This window comes from Mangrovibacter phragmitis, assembly GCF_040429585.1.
Classification (GTDB): Bacteria; Pseudomonadota; Gammaproteobacteria; order Enterobacterales; family Enterobacteriaceae; genus Mangrovibacter; species Mangrovibacter phragmitis.
This window is the reverse complement of record NZ_CP134782.1, coordinates 5,508,748-5,527,325: the sequence shown is the minus strand read 5'-3', so window position 1 is coordinate 5,527,325 and position 18,578 is coordinate 5,508,748. Positions and strand designations below refer to the sequence as shown.

The following is an 18,578-nucleotide window of genomic DNA, read 5'->3' as shown; positions in this document are numbered from 1 at the left end:
CATTGTAATGGCTGTTGCAGAAAAATTCGGTGGAGCGGTAGTTCAGTTGGTTAGAATACCTGCCTGTCACGCAGGGGGTCGCGGGTTCGAGTCCCGTCCGTTCCGCCACCCTATTTAGGGGCGTAGTTCAATTGGTAGAGCACCGGTCTCCAAAACCGGGTGTTGGGGGTTCGAGTCCCTCCGCCCCTGCCAGAAAACATCCTTAGCTCAGGCTAAGGATTTTTTTTGTCCAAAATTTGCCATCCCAGTCCTGTTTACTCGCCCATTTTGCTCAGACATACGATAATCGTCATCTGAGCAATTTCTGTAAGCAAATGACTCACATCTCTCATCCCTCCGGTCATTCATGGCCAGGAAAGGGATTTCTCAACAGATCATGTATTTGCTGCTGTTTATCGCTATTTTGCAACCAGATAGCATATAAAGGCCGTTGGATGGGCTTACTGTGAGCAACCACACTCAGATCTGGCATGGTTTGAGCCCATCGGACCGGTAGCCAGGTATAGCCATCCAGTGTTTTCAACAAAGAGCGGGTGATGTTAGCCGAAGTGGTGGTTAGCACTGGTGTACCTTCTACAGAAGCTTTTTCTGCATTGTGATGCTGGAAATCGGGCCCCCACTCCAGCCGTAAATAGTTCAGTTCACTGTGGTGTTTCGACGGCGTGGCGCAGAACAGGTTAAGATCAAAAGTCAGCAACTGCTGGCTGACAAACTCGTCCATTTTAGGCGGTTCTGTCGTTACCAGCAGATCGAGCTGCCGCTCATGTACTTGCTTAACCAGTGACTGACGCTGAGCGATTCTTGCTTCCAGTTGTATTCCGGGGTGTAAAGCATAAATACTGGCAAGCCAGGGGCCCAGCATACATTCCCAGAGTGCAGCGCTTGCGCCAATTGATATTTCATTATGATTAGAAGTATGGGCAACATCTTTTTTAGCCGCGAGCCAGGTGTTCATCAGATTCTCAGCATAGGGTAATAAACGCTCACCTGCACTGGTCAGACGAATATTATTGCGGTGCCGGGTAAACAGGTTTACGCCTAACTGATTTTCAAGTTGCCTGATGCGAAAACTCACAGCTGATTGAGTTAAATAGAGTGCTTCAGCCGCTCTGCCAAAATGTCTTGTTTTGCTCACTTCCAGAAATGTTTTCAGCAATTCTGTATCCACACTCACCTCGTAAAAAAATTTTTGTCGTTATGATTTAAATGTTTTGTTTTACACTCTGTCAAGCGTAACTAATACTCCGCGCCATAAATAGCCTGACAAAAGAATTAGGAGCGTGCAGGATGGCGGAAAGCTTTACGACGACTAATCGGTTTTTCGACAACAAATACTACCCACGTGGTTTTTCACGCCATGGTGATTTCACCATCAAGGAAGCGCAGATACTGGAACGTTTTGGTTATGCGTTTAATGAGCTGGATATCGGCAAGCGTGAGCCCGTTACGGAAGAAGAGAAACAGTTTGTTGCTGTGTGCCGTGGCGAACGTGCGCCAGCCACTGAAGCTGAACGTGTATGGGCTAAGTATGTCACACGGATTAAGCGTCCAAAGCGCTTCCACACTTTGTCCGGCGGCAAACCGCAGATGGATAGTGTGGAAGACTATTCAGACAGTGATGATTAATAAAAAGGAGCTTCGGCTCCTTTTTTGTACCCGTAGTGTTTGTACCCGTAGTGGGTTGGTCACCATTGTAAAGACGGTGTCTTTGCCCGGCCCAGTTGTTCTACTTCGCTGCTTGTATTGTTTAGCCTACCTGTCTTTGCAAACGTAACAGCAGTCTGTCCATTGCCCGATAACTCAATGCCTCCAACAGGTGCGTGCGGCCAATATCCGTAGCCTGCTCAAGATCAGCAATTGTTCTCGCAACTTTAATCAGTCGTTGCCATGCACGAATGGATAACCCCAGTTTATGCAGTGTCTCCTCAAGCCAGACAGCATCCTGAGGTTGTAACGGACAATATTGGCGGATCTCCTGATTAGATAAATGCGCATTAATTTTTTGCTGGCGTGAATGCTGGCGTTGTCTGGCATGCAGGACCCTTTCTCGCACCTGGTCTGTTGTTTCTGTGCCTCTTTCTGGTTTACTCAATGAACCGGGGGGAAGCAGCGGGATCTCCAGCGTTAAATCAAAGCGGTCGATAAATGGGCCAGATAACCGGCTGAGATATTTAAGTACCTGATCCGGAGTGCTGCGGTTATGCCTGCCTTCATAGTGGCCTGTCGGGCTTGGGTTCATAGCGGCAATAAGTTGAAAACGTGCCGGGTAGGTTAATTTTGCTCGTGTGCGCGATATGTGAATTTCCCCTGATTCAATAGGTTCCCGTAGCGCATCCAGTACCCGCCTTTCAAACTCGGGCAATTCATCCAGAAACAAGACACCATTGTGCGCAAGGGAGACCTCTCCGGGCAGGGGAATACTGCCTCCTCCCACCATTGATGTGAGAGATGCGCTGTGATGAGGCGCCCTGAATGGCCTTTGACGCCATTTCCTTTGTAGCATGAGAGGAGAAACCAGGCTGGTAATTGCAGCACTTTCAAGTGCCTCTGAATCGCTTAATGGCGGTAACAGGCCATTAAGCCGTGATGCCAGCATAGTTTTTCCGGTGCCGGGAGGGCCAAGTAATAATAAATTGTGTCCGCCAGCAGCCGTTATCTCAAGTGCTCTTTTGCCTTGCTGCTGACCAATAATATCGGCCAAATCGCATGTAATCTCAGGAGGGATTTCGGTGAGAATGGGGGGTGAGTCCAGCGTTTGTTGTTTTTCCAGAAATGCGCAAACCTGCTGCAAATGATCGGCGATCAGGCTACTTTCAGGATCAATCAATCCGACTTCTTCTGCATTATCTCGGGCCACAATGAGTTGCCTGCCACACTGCTGTGCTTCTCGTGCGCAGGAAATTGCACCAGGTACACCTCTCAGGTTCCCGGTAAGAGCCAGTTCACCAACAAATTCGAATTCTGGCAGACGACTGGCTGAAAGTTGGCCTGATGCGGCCAGCAAAGCAACAGCAATAGGCAGGTCATATCGCCCACCTTCTTTGGGTAAATCCGCTGGAGCTAAATTAATTGTCACCTTGCGGGCAGGAAACGTATATCCGCTATTGATTAATGCTGAACGAACCCGGTCGCGGGCTTCTTTAACCGTTGTTTCTGGTAGCCCGACGATAGTTAATCCTGGTAACCCGGCGCTGATATGTACTTCCACTGTTATCAACGGCGCGGTGATACCCAGAGCTGCACGAGTGAAGACAATGGATAGTGACATGATTTTCTCCTTGCCGGGTATTGTGCCTGCCTACTGGTGGGCACACGATAGCAATTAACCATTACTGCGACAGACTCTGAAAACTATTCAGGGGAGGATGCTATCGTTGCAAAAATTTTCAGCGTGGTACGCAGGAATCATTTTTTATTACCATGTGCTGTCTCAGTCATTTTTAGTGAAATAATTTCAGTGATTATTTTTTTCATTGAAAACAAGATGTTTGTTAAGAATTTGCCATCTGCTTCAAAAATTAAATATAAAAAAATCTTGTCACAGATAAGCTATCTATGGTAACTCTTTAGGTATTACTTCGAGCGAGATACAAGATCGAACATAAAATGACAGCCCTTCTACGAGTGATTAGCCTTGTCGTGATTAGCGTGGTGGTGATTATTATTCCACCGTGCGGGGCTGCACATCGGCGAAGAATGGCTTAAAAATCAAGCCTGAATCTCGAAAACCCCCGCACCGAAAGGTCCGGGGGTTTTTTATTAACTGATGCAATGACAAAAAGGAACAGAAAATGCGTAGCAGCATAAAATCCTGTTTCTGTAATAGTGAGACGGGGAACTAACTATGAATGGCGCACATTGGGTAGTACATGCTTTGCGGACACAGGGGGTTAACACCGTTTTCGGTTACCCTGGCGGGGCAATCATGCCGGTATACGATGCATTGTATGACGGCGGCGTGGAACACCTCTTGTGCCGGCATGAGCAAGGTGCTGCGATGGCTGCGATTGGATATGCCCGTGCAACGGGGAAAACCGGAGTCTGTATTGCCACTTCCGGGCCCGGTGCCACTAATCTGATAACTGGCCTGGCTGATGCGTTACTGGACTCCGTTCCAGTCGTAGCAATCACTGGCCAGGTGGCAGCGCCGTTAATTGGTACCGATGCCTTTCAGGAAGTGGATGTCCTGGGTTTATCTCTGGCCTGCACCAAACACAGCTTCCTTGTTGAATCCCTGGAAGAGTTAACTCGTGTAATTGCTGAAGCATTTGAGGTGGCCAATAGCGGCCGGCCGGGCCCTGTGCTTGTGGATATCCCCAAAGATATTCAGTTAGCGGTAGGGGAACCAGAGCCCTGGCTGGCAAGTGTTGAAGAACCTGTGGCCGACTACAGTGAGGCGGATATCGCCCAGGCGCGTGATATGATGCTGTCTTCTCACAAACCAATGTTGTATGTCGGTGGCGGCGTTGGCATGGCGCAGGCAGTGCCAACTTTACGGGAGTTTATGGCAAGCACCGGGATTCCTGCTGTCGTCACGTTAAAAGGTTTGGGCGCAGTGGACCCGGCAGATCCACTTTATCTCGGTATGCTGGGCATGCACGGAACCAAAGCAGCAAATCTTGCTGTGCAGGAGTGTGATTTGTTGATTGCGGTTGGCGCCCGTTTTGATGATCGTGTCACAGGGAAATTAAACACTTTTGCTCCCCATGCCAGTGTGATTCATTTAGATATCGATCCGGCAGAGATGAACAAATTGCGCCAGGCGCATGTTTCTTTGTGTGGCGACCTGAACCAGGTTTTACCTGCTTTACAGCAAGCTCTCGAAATCCATGACTGGCAGCACCAGGTGCGTGTATTGCGTGATACTCATCCATGGCGATATGACCATCCAGGCGAGGCTATTTATGCCCCGTTGTTGCTCAAACAATTATCTGAACGCAAACCGACTAACAGCGTGGTGACAACTGATGTAGGTCAGCACCAGATGTGGGCGGCGCAACACATGGGATTCACCCGGCCTGAAAACTTCATCACATCAAGTGGGCTGGGTACCATGGGGTTTGGTTTACCGGCGGCGGTGGGCGCGCAGGTCGCCCGCCCCGATGATACCGTTATCTGTATTTCAGGTGATGGGTCTTTCATGATGAATGTTCAGGAACTGGGTACAGTAAAACGAAAACAGTTACCTTTGAAAATCGTTTTGCTGGATAACCAGCGATTAGGTATGGTTCGGCAATGGCAGCAATTATTCTTCTCTGAACGTTATAGCGAAACCACTCTCACCGATAACCCCGATTTCCTCACGCTGGCCAGCGCCTTTGGCATTCCAGGCCAGAAAATTACCCGTAAAGACCAGGTCGAAGCAGCCTTAGACGCGCTACTGAACAGTGACGGGCCTTACCTGCTTCACGTTTCCATCGATGAATACGAAAACGTCTGGCCTCTGGTACCACCTGGTGCCAGCAACTCACAAATGCTGGAGAAATTGTCATGATGCAACATCAGTTAGCTGTACAGGCCCGTTTTCGTCCGGAAACGCTGGAGCGTGTCTTACGCGTTGTCCGTCACCGTGGTTTTCAGGTGTGTGCGATGAATATGGCATCATCTGCCAACCCGGATGAAATTAATATCGAATTGACCGTTGCCAGCCCACGGCCAGTCGAATTACTGTTTAGTCAATTAAGCAAGCTGGTTGATGTCGCTTATGTCGCTTACCAGCAGCCAACATCACAACAAATACGCGCATGAGCGTAAAAGGAAGAACAATGACGACGAAAAAAGCTGACTACATTTGGTTCAATGGCGAGATGGTTCCCTGGGGTGAAGCGAAAGTGCATGTGATGTCTCACGCACTCCACTACGGTACTTCTGTATTTGAAGGTATCCGTTGCTACGATTCTCACAAAGGGCCGGTAGTGTTCCGTCATCGTGAACACATGCAACGTTTGCATGATTCAGCAAAAATCTATCGTTTCCCGGTTTCCCAGAGTATTGATGAACTGATGGAAGCCTGCCGCCAGGTGCTGCGTAAAAACAACCTGACCAGCGCCTATATTCGTCCGCTGATTTTTGTCGGTGATGTTGGTATGGGCGTGAATCCGCCAGATGGCTATTCTACCGACGTCATCATTGCAGCGTTTCCATGGGGGGCTTACCTGGGTGCGGAAGCGCTTGATCAGGGTATTGATGCGATGGTTTCCTCATGGAACCGTGCTGCTGCAAATACCATCCCTACAGCGGCTAAAGCTGGTGGTAACTACCTTTCTTCTCTGTTGGTTGGCAGCGAAGCACGCCGTCACGGTTACCAGGAAGGGATTGCACTGGATGTAAATGGTTACCTGTCAGAAGGTGCGGGTGAAAACTTGTTTGAAGTCAAAGAGGGCATTCTGTTCACTCCGCCATTCACTTCGTCTGCACTGCCAGGCATTACGCGTGATGCCATTATTAAACTGGCGAAAGAGCTGGGTATTGAAGTCCGTGAGCAGGTACTTTCCCGCGAATCCCTGTACCTTGCTGACGAAGTCTTTATGTCGGGTACCGCTGCTGAAATTACCCCTGTGCGTAGTGTTGATGGTATCCAGGTTGGTGCAGGCCGTTGCGGCCCGGTCACCAAACGTATTCAGCAGGCATTTTTTGGCCTGTTTACGGGTGAAACCGAAGATAAATGGGGCTGGTTGGATCCCGTTAACCCGTAATTGCACAACACAACAAAAGATGTCCCGGCCAGCCGTTCCCCGGCCGGGAAAATATACAGACTGGAGTGAATAAAGCATGCCTAAGTATCGTTCTGCCACCACAACTCATGGCCGTAATATGGCTGGAGCCCGCGCACTGTGGCGCGCAACCGGAATGACCGACTCAGATTTCGGCAAACCGATTATTGCGGTGGTGAACTCTTTTACTCAATTTGTGCCTGGCCACGTTCATTTGCGCGACCTGGGTAAACTGGTTGCTGAGCAAATCGAAGCGGCTGGTGGTGTGGCAAAAGAATTCAACACCATTGCCGTGGATGACGGTATCGCCATGGGGCACGGGGGCATGCTTTATTCTCTGCCATCGCGCGAACTTATCGCGGATTCTGTCGAATACATGGTGAATGCACACTGTGCCGATGCCATGGTGTGTATCTCTAACTGCGATAAAATCACCCCGGGGATGTTAATGGCATCCTTGCGCCTGAATATTCCTGTTATTTTCGTTTCTGGTGGCCCCATGGAAGCCGGGAAAACCAAACTGTCTGATCAAATCATCAAGCTGGACTTGATTGATGCCATGATCCAGGGCGGTAACCCGAATGTGAGCGATGAACAAAGCGAGCAGGTTGAACGCTCTGCCTGCCCGACCTGTGGCTCCTGTTCTGGCATGTTTACTGCCAACTCAATGAACTGCCTGACCGAAGCGCTGGGGTTATCTCAGCCAGGTAATGGCTCATTGCTGGCTACCCACTCTGATCGTAAAGAGCTGTTTGTTAATGCCGGTAAACGTATTGTTGCGCTGACGAAGCGTTACTACGAACAGGACGACGAAAGCGCGCTGCCGCGTAACATTGCCAGCAAAGCGGCTTTTGAGAACGCAATGACGCTGGATATTGCGATGGGGGGTTCTACTAACACCGTATTGCACTTATTGGCGGCGGCGCAGGAAGCGGAAGTTGATTTCACCATGGAAGATATCGACCGGTTATCCCGCAAAGTACCTCAACTGTGCAAAGTGGCACCCAGTACGCAGAAATATCATATGGAAGATGTACACCGCGCAGGTGGTGTAATGGGTATTTTGGGTGAGCTGGACAGAGCTGGCCTGCTGCACACTGGTGTGAATAACATTCTTGGTGGCACACTGAGCGACGCGCTGGCTGCTTATGATGTGATGGCGACACAAGATGATGCTGTAAAATCAATGTATACCGCAGGCCCTGCAGGTATTCGTACCACGCAGGCATTTTCACAGTCCTGCCGCTGGGACAGCCTGGATACCGACCGTGAAAATGGCTGCATTCGCTCCCGCGAACATGCCTATAGCCAGGATGGCGGGTTAGCCGTGCTGTATGGCAATTTCGCTGAAAATGGCTGCATTGTGAAAACGGCGGGTGTGGATGAAGGAAGTCTGGTATTCCGTGGCCCGGCTAAAGTGTACGAAAGCCAGGACGATGCCGTAGAAGCGATTCTTGGCGGTAAAGTTGTGGCGGGTGACGTTGTGGTTATCCGTTATGAAGGGCCTAAAGGTGGCCCGGGGATGCAGGAAATGTTGTATCCCACCAGTTTCCTGAAATCGATGGGGCTGGGTAAAGCCTGTGCGCTGATCACTGATGGGCGTTTTTCTGGCGGCACTTCTGGTCTGTCAATTGGGCACGTTTCTCCGGAAGCTGCGAATGGCGGGAACATTGGGTTGATTGAAGATGGCGATATGATTGCTATCGATATCCCCCAGCGTAGTATCCAACTGGATGTCACTGACCAGGTGCTGGCTACCCGCCGTGAAGCACAGGAAGCGCGTGGCTCACAGGCGTGGACACCGCGATCCCGTGACCGCCAGGTGTCCTTCGCGTTACGAGCATATGCCAGCCTGGCCACCAGTGCCGACAAAGGCGCTGTTCGTGATAAAAGCAAACTGGGGGGCTGATCATGTCTGAATCGCAGCCCCTGTCAGCAAATCCTGGGGGAGCAGAATATCTGCGCGCGGTACTGCGCGCACCTGTGTATGAAGTGGCTCAGGTCACTCCATTACAGAAAATGGATAAAATCTCCGCCCGGCTGGATAACGTGGTTCTGGTTAAGCGTGAAGACCGGCAACCCGTGCACAGCTTTAAGCTGCGTGGCGCTTACGCCATGATCGCCAGCCTGACGGAAGAGCAGAAGTCCCATGGTGTGATTACCGCCTCTGCGGGTAATCATGCGCAAGGGGTTGCGTTGTCCTCCACGCGTCTTGGGATCAAATCATTGATTGTGATGCCAGTGACGACGGCTGACATCAAAGTGGATGCAGTGCGCAGTTTTGGCGGCGAGGTGCTGTTGTTTGGTGCTAACTTTGATGAAGCGAAAGCAAAGGCCATTGCGCTTTCTGAACAGCAAGGCTTCACCTATGTGCCTCCGTTTGATCACCCGGCTGTAATTGCCGGGCAAGGTACTCTGGCAATGGAACTGCTGCAGCAGGATGCCCATATCGACCGGATATTTGTTCCGGTTGGCGGGGGCGGTCTGGCTGCTGGTGTTGCCGTGTTGATTAAACAACTGATGCCGCAAATTAAAGTGATTGCCGTTGAGTCCGAAGATTCAGCCTGCCTGAAAGCGGCGCTGGATGCGGGGCACCCGGTGGATTTACCCCGGGTAGGCTTGTTTGCTGAAGGTGTGGCAGTTAAGCGCATTGGCGATGAAACCTTCCGCCTGTGCCAGACTTATCTTGACGATATTGTCACTGTCGACAGCGATGCCATTTGCGCCGCAATGAAAGATTTGTTTGAAGACGTGCGTGCTGTGGCAGAACCCTCTGGTGCACTGGCGCTGGCAGGGATGAAGAAGTACGTGCAACAGCATGGTATCCGGGGGGAGCGCCTGGCACATATCCTTTCGGGGGCTAACGTCAACTTCCATGGGCTGCGTTATGTGTCTGAACGTTGTGAACTGGGTGAACAGCGTGAAGCATTGCTTGCTGTCACTATTCCGGAAGAGAAAGGCAGTTTCCTTAAATTTTGCCAGTTACTGGGAGGGCGTGCGGTAACTGAATTTAATTACCGTTACGCGGATGCCAAAGAAGCCTGTATTTTTGTTGGTGTCAGGCTCAGCCGGGGGCTGGAAGAACGCCAGGAGATAATTAACCTTCTGACACAGGGCGGTTATGGCGTAGTGGATTTGTCAGATGACGAAATGGCGAAACTCCATGTTCGTTATATGGTTGGTGGCCGCCCATCTCAGCCTTTACAGGAGCGCCTGTACAGTTTTGAATTTCCGGAATCACCTGGTGCATTGCTGAAATTCCTGCATACATTAGGCACGCACTGGAATATTTCCCTGTTCCACTACCGCAGCCACGGCACGGATTTTGGGCGTGTGCTGGCGGCGTTTGAACTGGGCAGCCATGAACCGGATTTTGAAAGCCGGTTACATGAACTGGGCTATGATTGCCATAACGAAACCAATAACCCGGCTTTTCGGTTTTTCCTGGCAGGTTAGTTGCCCGGCAGTATTTTCCAGAATGCTTCAACAAGCGGCTCATGCAGCCGCTTTTTTTGTACGCACACACCCAGTTCAAACGGGGTTTTTTCATCACTCCGGTCCAGAATCATCACCCGGTTGCGAACCGGTTCCGGGCTGTTATCCAGTACCACTTCCGGGATAAGAGCAACACCACAACCCAGAGCAACCATGGAGACCATCGCTTCATGCCCGCCAACCGTGGCATAAATAGCCGGGTTACTCACTTTCTGGCGGCGAAACCATAATTCAATACGGCGACGTACCGGTCCCTGGTCGGGCAGAATGAACGGTATTGTGCTCCAGTCAGGTTCTTCGGCACTCACCTGATTACGTACCGGACAAGGCAAAGCGGGTGCTATCAGCGCGACAGGAAGATGTTCCAGAATCGAAAATGCTACCGCCGCCGGGAGATGCTCCGGCTTGCCAGCAATAGCAAGGTCTGCCTCGCCAGATACCACTTTTTCTACTGCATCTGCGGCGTCGCCGGTCGTGAGTTTAATTTCAACGGAAGGGTGCTCAGCCCGAAAGCGGTCAAGTATGGGCGGTAAATGGCTGTATGCGGCAGTGACAGAGCAGAATAAATGCAACTCACCCGATAACGATGGCCCTTTCTGGTCAATGGCATGGCGCAACTGCTGGTATTGCAACAATGTTTGCTGAGCAAACTGACGCAGCTCTTCACCCGCTTCGGTTAATTGTACTGTGCGATTGTCACGGATAAACAGCGGCTGGGCTAAATCTTCTTCCAGGCGTTGGATCTGGCGTGACAATGTCGAGGGGCTGACATGCATCGCCCGGGCGCTACGGCCAAAATGGCGGCTTTCTGCCAGGTGTAAAAACGTTTTCAGATCGCGTAAATCCATACGCTTATCTCCCGGAAAGTTGATATTGCAGATAATGCAACGTGACGTTGTTAATATATCAATTTAAGCAACGCATTTCCTGACATATAGTGAGTGCATCATTCGCCATGCTTATAGCACACGCGAGCAGAATAAAACGCACAACACCACACCGATGGAGCAACACGATGGCTAATTATTTCAATACACTGAACCTGCGCCAGCAACTGGCACAACTGGGTAAATGCCGCTTTATGGGCCGCGATGAATTTGCTGATGAAGCCAGCTTCCTGAAAGGCAAAAAAATTGTGATCATCGGCTGTGGCGCTCAGGGTCTGAACCAGGGCCTGAACATGCGTGACTCCGGTCTGGATGTGTCTTATGCACTGCGTGCAGCAGCCATTGCTGAAAAACGTGCTTCATGGCGTAAAGCGACTGAAAACGGTTTTAAAGTTGGGACCTACGAAGATTTGATCCCGCAGGCTGATCTGGTGATTAACCTGACTCCGGACAAACAGCACTCTTCAGTTGTTCAGGCTGTGCAGCCGTTGATGAAACAAGGTGCTGCGCTCGGCTATTCTCATGGCTTCAACGTGGTGGAAGTGGGTGAGAAAATTCGCCAGGACATCACCGTAGTGATGGTTGCGCCGAAATGCCCGGGTACTGAAGTGCGTGAAGAATACAAACGTGGTTTTGGTGTTCCGACCCTGATAGCCGTTCACCCGGAAAACGACCCGAAAGGTGAAGGTATGGCAATCGCGAAAGCCTGGGCTGCAGGTACTGGCGGCCATCGCGCTGGTGTTCTGGAGTCTTCTTTTGTGGCTGAAGTGAAATCTGACCTGATGGGTGAGCAGACTATTCTGTGCGGTATGCTGCAGGCGGGTTCATTGCTGTGCTTTGACAAACTGGTTGCCGAAGGCACCGACCCGGCGTACGCAGAAAAACTGATTCAGTTCGGTTGGGAAACAGTGACAGAAGCGCTGAAGCAGGGTGGCATCACTCTGATGATGGACCGTTTGTCTAACCCTGCGAAACTGCGTGCGTTCGCACTGTCTGAGCAAATGAAAACCATCATGGCTCCGCTGTTCCAGAAACACATGGATGACATCATTTCTGGCGAGTTCTCTCGTGTGATGATGGCTGACTGGGCTAACGACGATAAAAATCTGCTGACCTGGCGTGAAGAAACCGGCCAAACTGCATTTGAAACTGCACCGCAGTTTGAAGGCAAAATCGCTGAACAAGAGTACTTCGACAATGGCGTGCTGATGATTGCCATGGTGAAAGCCGGGGTTGAACTGGCATTTGAAACCATGGTGTCTTCAGGCATTATCGAAGAGTCTGCTTACTATGAATCACTGCATGAACTGCCGCTGATTGCCAACACCATTGCACGTAAACGCCTGTATGAAATGAACGTAGTAATTTCCGATACTGCTGAGTACGGTAACTACCTGTTTGCCAATGCTGCGGTTCCGTTGCTGAAAGAGTTTATGACTACTCTGCAACCGGGTGACCTGGGTAAAGCGATTGCGGCTGGTAGCGTTGACAACGCGCAACTGCGTGATGTTAACGAAGCAGTCCGCAACCACCCAATCGAAGTGGTTGGTAAGAAACTGCGTAGCTACATGACGGATATGAAACGTATCGCTGTTGCTGGCTAATTCAGTTGTGCCTGAGTCGCCTGTCACGCCCCGGCACCCGCCGGGGCGTTGTTATATTACCGGCGGTATAACACCTTAATAATATGGTAACCAAAGCGGGTTTTTACCGGGCCATAAGGCTTGAGCAGTGGGCAACTGAAGACTGCTTTATCAAACGGCCCAACCATGGCTCCTTTGGCAAATTCGCCCAGATTCCCGCCGTTGCGGCCAGAAGGGCAGGTTGAAAAACGTTTAGCCAGTTGGTCGAATTTTGCCCCTTTCTCCAGTTTTTCCATGATCTCCCGGGCTTTTGCCTCAGTCCTGACCAGAATGTGTAGTGCTGCCGCCGTGCGGGCCATATTTATTTCCCCGGTGAGTAAGATACTTAGGGCTACTTTACCATTATCCTTCCAGTTCGCGGTAAATCCTGCCGCTGCTTTCTGCTACAATCCTTTTCCCCATTAGCCAGGTGAGCTTCAGACATGCGTTTAAATTCCAGCCAACAACAAGCCGTCGAATTTGTTACAGGCCCCTGCCTGGTGTTGGCCGGTGCTGGTTCTGGTAAGACTCGTGTTATCACGAATAAAATTGCTCATCTGATCCGTGGCTGTGGTTACCAGGCCCGGCATATTGCGGCTGTCACCTTTACTAATAAAGCTGCCCGTGAAATGAAAGAACGTGTGGCACAAACATTGGGGCGTAAAGAAGCACGGGGTTTAATGATTTCAACGTTCCATACGCTTGGCCTTGAAATTATTAAGCGTGAGTATGCTGCGTTGGGCATGAAAGCGAACTTTTCGTTGTTTGACGATACTGACCAGACCGGGCTGTTAAAAGAGCTCACCCAGGGCCTGATTGAAGAAGATAAAACGGTTCTGCAGCAACTGATTGCCACTATCTCCAACTGGAAAAATGACCTGATGAGCCCGGCAGATGCACAGGCCCAGGCCCGGGGAGAGCGTGACCGCATTTTCGCGCACTGTTACAGCCTGTACGATACCCATTTGAAAGCCTGTAATGTACTTGATTTTGATGACCTGATTTTACTGCCAACACTGTTACTTAAACGCAATGAACAAGTGCGGGAACGCTGGCAAAACCGTATTCGTTATTTGCTGGTGGATGAATATCAGGATACCAACACCAGCCAGTATGAACTGGTCAAATTACTGGTGGGTAACCGTGCCCGTTTTACTGTTGTGGGCGATGATGACCAGTCGATTTACTCCTGGCGTGGTGCCCGCCCACAAAATCTGGTTCTGCTCAGCAAAGACTTTCCGGCACTTCAGGTTATTAAGCTGGAGCAAAATTACCGCTCTTCCGGGCGAATTCTGAAGGCAGCGAATATTCTCATTGCCAATAATCCACATGTTTTTGAAAAACGTCTGTTTTCAGAGCTGGGTTACGGCCCGGAGCTGAAGGTTATTACCGCTAATAACGAAGACCATGAGGCAGAACGAGTAGTGGGCGAGCTTATCGCTCACCATTTTATTAATAAGACCGGGTATAAAGACTACTCAATTTTATACCGTGGGAACCATCAGTCGCGGGTATTTGAAAAGCTACTGATGCAAAACCGTATTCCTTACAAAATTTCCGGTGGCACATCGTTTTTCTCACGCCCGGAAATTAAAGACTTGCTGGCATACTTGCGCGTACTAACCAACCCGGATGATGACAGCGCTTTTTTGCGCATTGTGAATACGCCACGGCGTGAAATTGGGCCGGCTACATTACAAAAGCTGGGTGAGTGGGCAACAGTTCGTAACAAGAGTCTTTTTGCGGCCAGTTTCGATCTCGGCCTGGAGCAAACCCTGTCAGGGCGTGGTCGTGAAGCACTGGGGCGTTTTACCCACTGGCTGGATGATGTGATGCGTAAGGTGGAGCGCGAACCGGTCGTGGCGGTACGTGACCTGATCCATGGTATGGATTACGAAAGCTGGTTATATGAAACCTCGCCCAGCCCAAAAGCTGCAGAAATGCGCATGAAAAACGTGAACCAGTTATTTACCTGGATGACGGAAATGCTCGAAGGCTCTGATATCGAAGAGCCAATGACATTGACCCAGGTGGTTACACGCTTCACCCTGCGTGACATGATGGAGCGTGGCGAAAGTGAAGATGAGCAGGATCAGGTTCAGCTTATGACACTACATGCGTCAAAAGGTCTTGAATTTCCTTATGTTTTTCTTGTTGGCATGGAAGAAGGATTATTACCTCACCAGAGCAGTATTGATGAAGATAATATCGATGAAGAACGCCGTCTGGCCTATGTCGGGATTACCCGTGCACAGAAAGAGCTGTTTTTTACGTTGTGCCGGGAGCGCAGGCAATTTGGGGAATTGATTCGTCCTGAGCCGAGCCGTTTTTTACTCGAACTGCCGCAGGATGATTTGCAATGGGAAACGGAGCGTAAGGTTGTCAGTGCTCAGGAGCGTATGCAAAAAGGCCAGGGTCACCTGGCCCACCTGAAAGCACAACTGGCAAAAGCGCGCGAAAAAGGCAATTAATTAAGCGTTAGTTGCCAGTGAACATAGCTTTGCCAGTGTTCTTCTTGCTCGAGTAATTCAGCGCACAGTGGGTGTGCTGCCAGCCACCCGCCTGGCAGGTGGATTGCCAGCGCATCCTGGTTTACGGCAAGCTGAATGCCTGAAAGGGATCCATCCTGCCGCCGCCCTGCGAAAATAATGGCCAGACGTAGCAGGCGGCATAGCCGTTCTGCATCACGCGGGGCGATGGCGTTTTGTTGGCTCAGTGTTGAAAGGTCAACTGGGTTTGTCTGGTTGAGCAGTAGTGTTGCCAGCAACGTTTTCTGTGCTGGCGTAAAGCCAGGCAAATCAAGGTTGCGAACCAGATATGCGCCATGCTGTGGTGCACGTTTGAAATCCACGCTTAAGCCAATTTCATGCAACAGGCAGGCGCTGTGCAATAAATCGCGATCTAAAGGGGTTAATGCCCAGTGCGCTGCGACCTGGTCGAAAAACTGCCCAGAGAGTGCCGCGACACGATCCGCCTGCTCTGAATCAATCATAAAGCGGCGTTGAATGTTGCGCAGTGTACGCTGGCGGATATCCTGATCAACGGTAAGGTGCAACATACCGTATACCAGGCCTTCACGTAGTGCGCCGCCAGCAAGCGTCATACAGTCTACGTCCAGGGCTTTAAATATGGCAATCAGGATGGCAAGGCCACTGGGGAAAACCAGTGCGCGTTCCAGCGTCAGCCCTTCAATCTCCAGTTCTTCAAGGCGGCCACACAAAATGGCGCGTTGCTTTAGCTGCTGGAGTTTGTTTAGCGTAATACGCTCATCCATGCCCTGCGCCATCATGATTTCCTGAAGAGCCTGAACCGTGCCTGAAGCCCCGACACAGGCTTTCCACCCATGACGCCGCAATTCACCAATAACGGGCTGGAGGACTTCGCTGGCTGCCTGCTCTGCAGCATCAAAGTTTTCCCTGGCAAGAACTCTGTCGGTGAAATACCGTTCCAGCCAGGTGACACAGCCCATCGACAAGCTGAATAATGATGTGGCCTGTGCACCGCTGCCAGTAACCAGTTCAGTACTGGCTCCACCAATATCTACAACCAGGCGTTGATCTGCGCCGCCTGTAGTATGTGCCACACCCTGGTAAATCAGCCGGGCTTCTTCTTCACCACTGATAACCTGAACCGGGCAACCCAGGATCTGTTCCGCCTGATGAATAAATTCACCGGCATTGGTTGCCAGCCGCAAGGTTGCGGTGGCTACAGCCCTGATTTGCGTACCTGGAATATCCTGCAGACGTTCAGCGAACAATTTCAGGCACTGCCATCCCCGTTCCATCGCTTCCTGAGAAAGCGCATTATTGCTGTTCAGGCCAGCAGCAAGACGGACTTTACGTTTGATGCGGGATAGCGTTTGAATGCTGCCAGCCACCTCGCGTATGACCAGCATATGGAAACTGTTAGAACCCAGATCAATAGCGGCATAGAGTGAGGTTGGGCTGCGCATAGTTTAACCCTGACGACGGCGGTTACGCGGCGCACCACCACGGCGTTGGCCGTTTGGACGCGGGCGGGTTAAACGTTTTGGTGGCGGCAATTCAGATAACAGTGCATCCGGGTTGTATTTGCTCACCGGAATTGAGTGACCAATGTACGTTTCAATTGCTGGCAGGTTCAGCGCGTACTCTTCACAGGCAAGACTGATGGAGTGCCCACTGGCGCCAGCACGCCCGGTACGGCCAATGCGATGCACATAGTCTTCGCAATCGTCCGGTAAGTCATAATTGAACACATGAGTAACCGCCGGGATGTGCAAACCGCGAGCGGCGACATCGGTGGCAACCAGGATGTCCAGATCACCACGCGTGAACTCGTCCAGAATGCGCAGGCGTTTTTTCTGTGCGACGTCGCCAGTCAGTAAACCGACACGGTGACCATCGGCGGCAAGATGCCCCCAGATTTCTTCGCAACGGTGTTTGGTGTTAGCGAAAATAATTGCGCGTTCCGGCCACTCTTCTTCAATCAGTGTCTGGAGCAGACGCATTTTTTCTTCATTGGACGGGTAGAACAGTTCTTCTTTAATGCGGTGGCCGGTTTTCTGTTCCGGTTCCACTTCGACATATTCAGCATTGTTCATTTGCTCAAATGCCAGTTCACGCACCCGGTAAGATAAGGTTGCTGAGAACAACATATTGAGACGTTCCGTGGCAGCCGGCATACGGCGGAACAACCAGCGTATATCTTTGATAAAGCCAAGATCGTACATACGATCCGCTTCATCCAGCACCACCACCTGAATCGCACCCAGATTGATGTGATTCTGTTTGGCGTAGTCGATAAGACGACCGGTTGTGCCAATCAGAATATCAACACCCTGTTCCAGCACTTTGAGCTGTTTATCATAACCATCACCACCATAAGCCAGGCCCATTTTGAGGCCAGTTGCCGCAGCGAGTGGTTCCGCATCAGAGTGAATCTGCACCGCCAGTTCACGCGTTGGCGCCATAATTAATGCGCGCGGCTGGTTAGTCTGGCGACCTTCTGGTGCAGGATGAGAGAGTAAAAAATGAAACGTTGACGTTAAAAACGCCATCGTTTTGCCTGTACCGGTTTGCGCCTGCCCCGCAACATCCCGCCCGGCTAAAGTCAGCGGAAGTGCCAGTGCCTGAATAGGCGTGCAGTTATAGAACCCTTTTTTTTCAAGGGCTTCTACCACCTGAGGGTGCAGGGCGAAGTCGGAAAACTTCTGTTCGGTTAAATGTGTTTTGCTCATAAGGGTGATAGAATATCAGCTAACTATTGCTTTACGAAAGCGTATCCGGTGAAATAAAGTCAACCTTTGTGTTGGTTAATGCTACACCAACCACCCAGGCATAATCTTGTGGAGTAAAACATGAGCGATAAAATTATTCACCTGACCGACGACAGTTTCGACACGGATGTGCTAAAAGCTGATGGGTTAGTTCTGGTTGACTTTTGGGCAGAATGGTGTGGTCCTTGTAAAATGATCGCCCCAATTCTGGATGAAGTTGCAGATGAGTATCAGGGCAAGCTGACTGTTGCCAAACTGAACATCGATCAGAACCCAGGCACGGCTCCGAAATACGGTATCCGTGGTATTCCGACCCTGCTGTTGTTCAAAAACGGTGAAGTCGCTGCGACGAAAGTTGGCGCATTGTCTAAAGGTCAGCTGAAAGAATTTCTGGACGCAAACCTGGCATAATTTTGCCTTGCCGGCGCATCCAGTTTTCCATAAATGTTGTGGACTGCTGGACGCCCGGCATTTGTCGTGCTAAGTTATGGCTAACTTCTTTTGAACATGTCTTTCGTTTGAATCTTGTATTATCCCTAAAGCCTTGCAAATTCTGTATTAAGCGTTTTTTGTAAGCTAAGTAATTTATTCAGGGTTGTCCCCT

16 protein-coding genes and 2 tRNA genes are annotated in these 18,578 nt (G+C 50.6%); 12 read left to right on the top strand and 6 right to left on the bottom strand.

Annotated elements, in window-relative coordinates; translation table 11 throughout:
- The first annotated feature begins 31 nt into the window (after nt 1–31).
- Nucleotides 32–108, top strand: a tRNA-Asp gene (locus MPHASIOC01_RS26495).
- A gap of 8 nt (nt 109–116) precedes the next feature.
- A tRNA-Trp gene (locus MPHASIOC01_RS26490) sits at nt 117–192 on the top strand.
- Nucleotides 193–340: 148 nt separating this feature from the next.
- Here the strand turns inward: MPHASIOC01_RS26490 and hdfR are convergent.
- Nucleotides 341–1,168: an HTH-type transcriptional regulator HdfR gene (gene hdfR / locus MPHASIOC01_RS26485; protein WP_064596831.1), complete on the bottom strand. Its 828-nt coding sequence runs from the start codon at nt 1,166–1,168 to the stop codon at nt 341–343.
- Between the two features lie 119 nt (nt 1,169–1,287).
- Between hdfR and MPHASIOC01_RS26480 the strand changes: the two genes are divergently transcribed.
- Complete coding sequence (locus MPHASIOC01_RS26480; RefSeq protein WP_064596833.1) at nt 1,288–1,626, top strand: DUF413 domain-containing protein; 339 nt, start codon at nt 1,288–1,290, stop codon at nt 1,624–1,626.
- Nucleotides 1,627–1,747: 121 nt separating this feature from the next.
- Here the strand turns inward: MPHASIOC01_RS26480 and MPHASIOC01_RS26475 are convergent, their stop codons facing one another.
- On the bottom strand, nt 1,748–3,268 hold the full coding sequence (locus MPHASIOC01_RS26475; protein ID WP_064596835.1) for a YifB family Mg chelatase-like AAA ATPase: 1,521 nt from the start codon (nt 3,266–3,268) through the stop codon (nt 1,748–1,750).
- Between the two features lie 338 nt (nt 3,269–3,606).
- Here MPHASIOC01_RS26475 and ilvL point away from each other — a divergent pair, with 338 nt between their 5' ends.
- From ilvL to ilvA, 6 genes are all read left to right on the top strand, one after another.
- The gene (gene ilvL / locus MPHASIOC01_RS26470; protein WP_074388785.1) at nt 3,607–3,705 is read left to right on the top strand and encodes an ilv operon leader peptide; all 99 of its coding nucleotides are present in this window, start codon (nt 3,607–3,609) and stop codon (nt 3,703–3,705) included.
- Nucleotides 3,706–3,844: 139 nt separating this feature from the next.
- Nucleotides 3,845–5,494, top strand: coding sequence for an acetolactate synthase 2 catalytic subunit (gene ilvG, locus MPHASIOC01_RS26465; RefSeq protein WP_353613615.1), 1,650 nt, complete (start codon nt 3,845–3,847; stop codon nt 5,492–5,494).
- Nucleotides 5,491–5,748, top strand: a complete 258-nt coding sequence (ilvM, locus tag MPHASIOC01_RS26460) for an acetolactate synthase 2 small subunit (RefSeq protein ID WP_064596839.1) — start codon at nt 5,491–5,493, stop codon at nt 5,746–5,748. The genes ilvG and ilvM overlap by 4 nt, the downstream gene beginning before the upstream one ends.
- Nucleotides 5,749–5,765: 17 nt before the next feature.
- A complete protein-coding gene (gene ilvE, locus MPHASIOC01_RS26455) occupies nt 5,766–6,695 on the top strand; it encodes a branched-chain-amino-acid transaminase (protein ID WP_064596841.1) in 930 nt (309 codons plus the stop codon).
- A 76-nt stretch (nt 6,696–6,771) separates the two neighbouring features.
- Nucleotides 6,772–8,622 (top strand): dihydroxy-acid dehydratase, encoded by a 1,851-nt coding sequence (gene ilvD, locus MPHASIOC01_RS26450; RefSeq protein ID WP_064596843.1) that lies wholly within the window; start codon nt 6,772–6,774, stop codon nt 8,620–8,622.
- Nucleotides 8,623–8,624: 2 nt separating this feature from the next.
- A complete protein-coding gene (gene ilvA, locus MPHASIOC01_RS26445; RefSeq protein ID WP_353613614.1) occupies nt 8,625–10,169 on the top strand; it encodes a threonine ammonia-lyase, biosynthetic in 1,545 nt (514 codons plus the stop codon).
- Here ilvA and ilvY read toward each other — a convergent pair.
- Nucleotides 10,166–11,056, bottom strand: a complete 891-nt coding sequence (gene ilvY, locus MPHASIOC01_RS26440) for an HTH-type transcriptional activator IlvY (protein WP_353613613.1) — start codon at nt 11,054–11,056, stop codon at nt 10,166–10,168. The genes ilvA and ilvY overlap by 4 nt on opposite strands.
- A 167-nt stretch (nt 11,057–11,223) precedes the next feature.
- Here ilvY and ilvC point away from each other — a divergent pair, with 167 nt between their 5' ends.
- A complete protein-coding gene (gene ilvC, locus MPHASIOC01_RS26435) occupies nt 11,224–12,699 on the top strand; it encodes a ketol-acid reductoisomerase (RefSeq protein ID WP_064596847.1) in 1,476 nt (491 codons plus the stop codon).
- A gap of 56 nt (nt 12,700–12,755) precedes the next feature.
- Here the strand turns inward: ilvC and ppiC are convergent, their stop codons facing one another.
- Nucleotides 12,756–13,037, bottom strand: a complete 282-nt coding sequence (gene ppiC / locus MPHASIOC01_RS26430; RefSeq protein WP_064596849.1) for a peptidylprolyl isomerase PpiC — start codon at nt 13,035–13,037, stop codon at nt 12,756–12,758.
- Nucleotides 13,038–13,160: 123 nt separating this feature from the next.
- Here ppiC and rep point away from each other — a divergent pair, with 123 nt between their 5' ends.
- Complete coding sequence (gene rep / locus MPHASIOC01_RS26425) at nt 13,161–15,188, top strand: DNA helicase Rep (protein WP_064596851.1); 2,028 nt, start codon at nt 13,161–13,163, stop codon at nt 15,186–15,188.
- Here rep and gppA read toward each other — a convergent pair.
- Together gppA and rhlB are read right to left on the bottom strand one after the other, a co-directional pair.
- Nucleotides 15,185–16,669: a guanosine-5'-triphosphate,3'-diphosphate diphosphatase gene (gene gppA / locus MPHASIOC01_RS26420; RefSeq protein WP_353613612.1), complete on the bottom strand. Its 1,485-nt coding sequence runs from the start codon at nt 16,667–16,669 to the stop codon at nt 15,185–15,187. The genes rep and gppA overlap by 4 nt on opposite strands.
- Nucleotides 16,670–16,672: 3 nt before the next feature.
- The gene (gene rhlB / locus MPHASIOC01_RS26415) at nt 16,673–17,935 is read right to left on the bottom strand and encodes an ATP-dependent RNA helicase RhlB (protein WP_064596856.1); all 1,263 of its coding nucleotides are present in this window, start codon (nt 17,933–17,935) and stop codon (nt 16,673–16,675) included.
- A 120-nt stretch (nt 17,936–18,055) separates the two neighbouring features.
- Here rhlB and trxA point away from each other — a divergent pair, with 120 nt between their 5' ends.
- The gene (trxA, locus tag MPHASIOC01_RS26410; RefSeq protein WP_036115406.1) at nt 18,056–18,385 is read left to right on the top strand and encodes a thioredoxin TrxA; all 330 of its coding nucleotides are present in this window, start codon (nt 18,056–18,058) and stop codon (nt 18,383–18,385) included.
- Nucleotides 18,386–18,578: the final 193 nt, after the last annotated feature.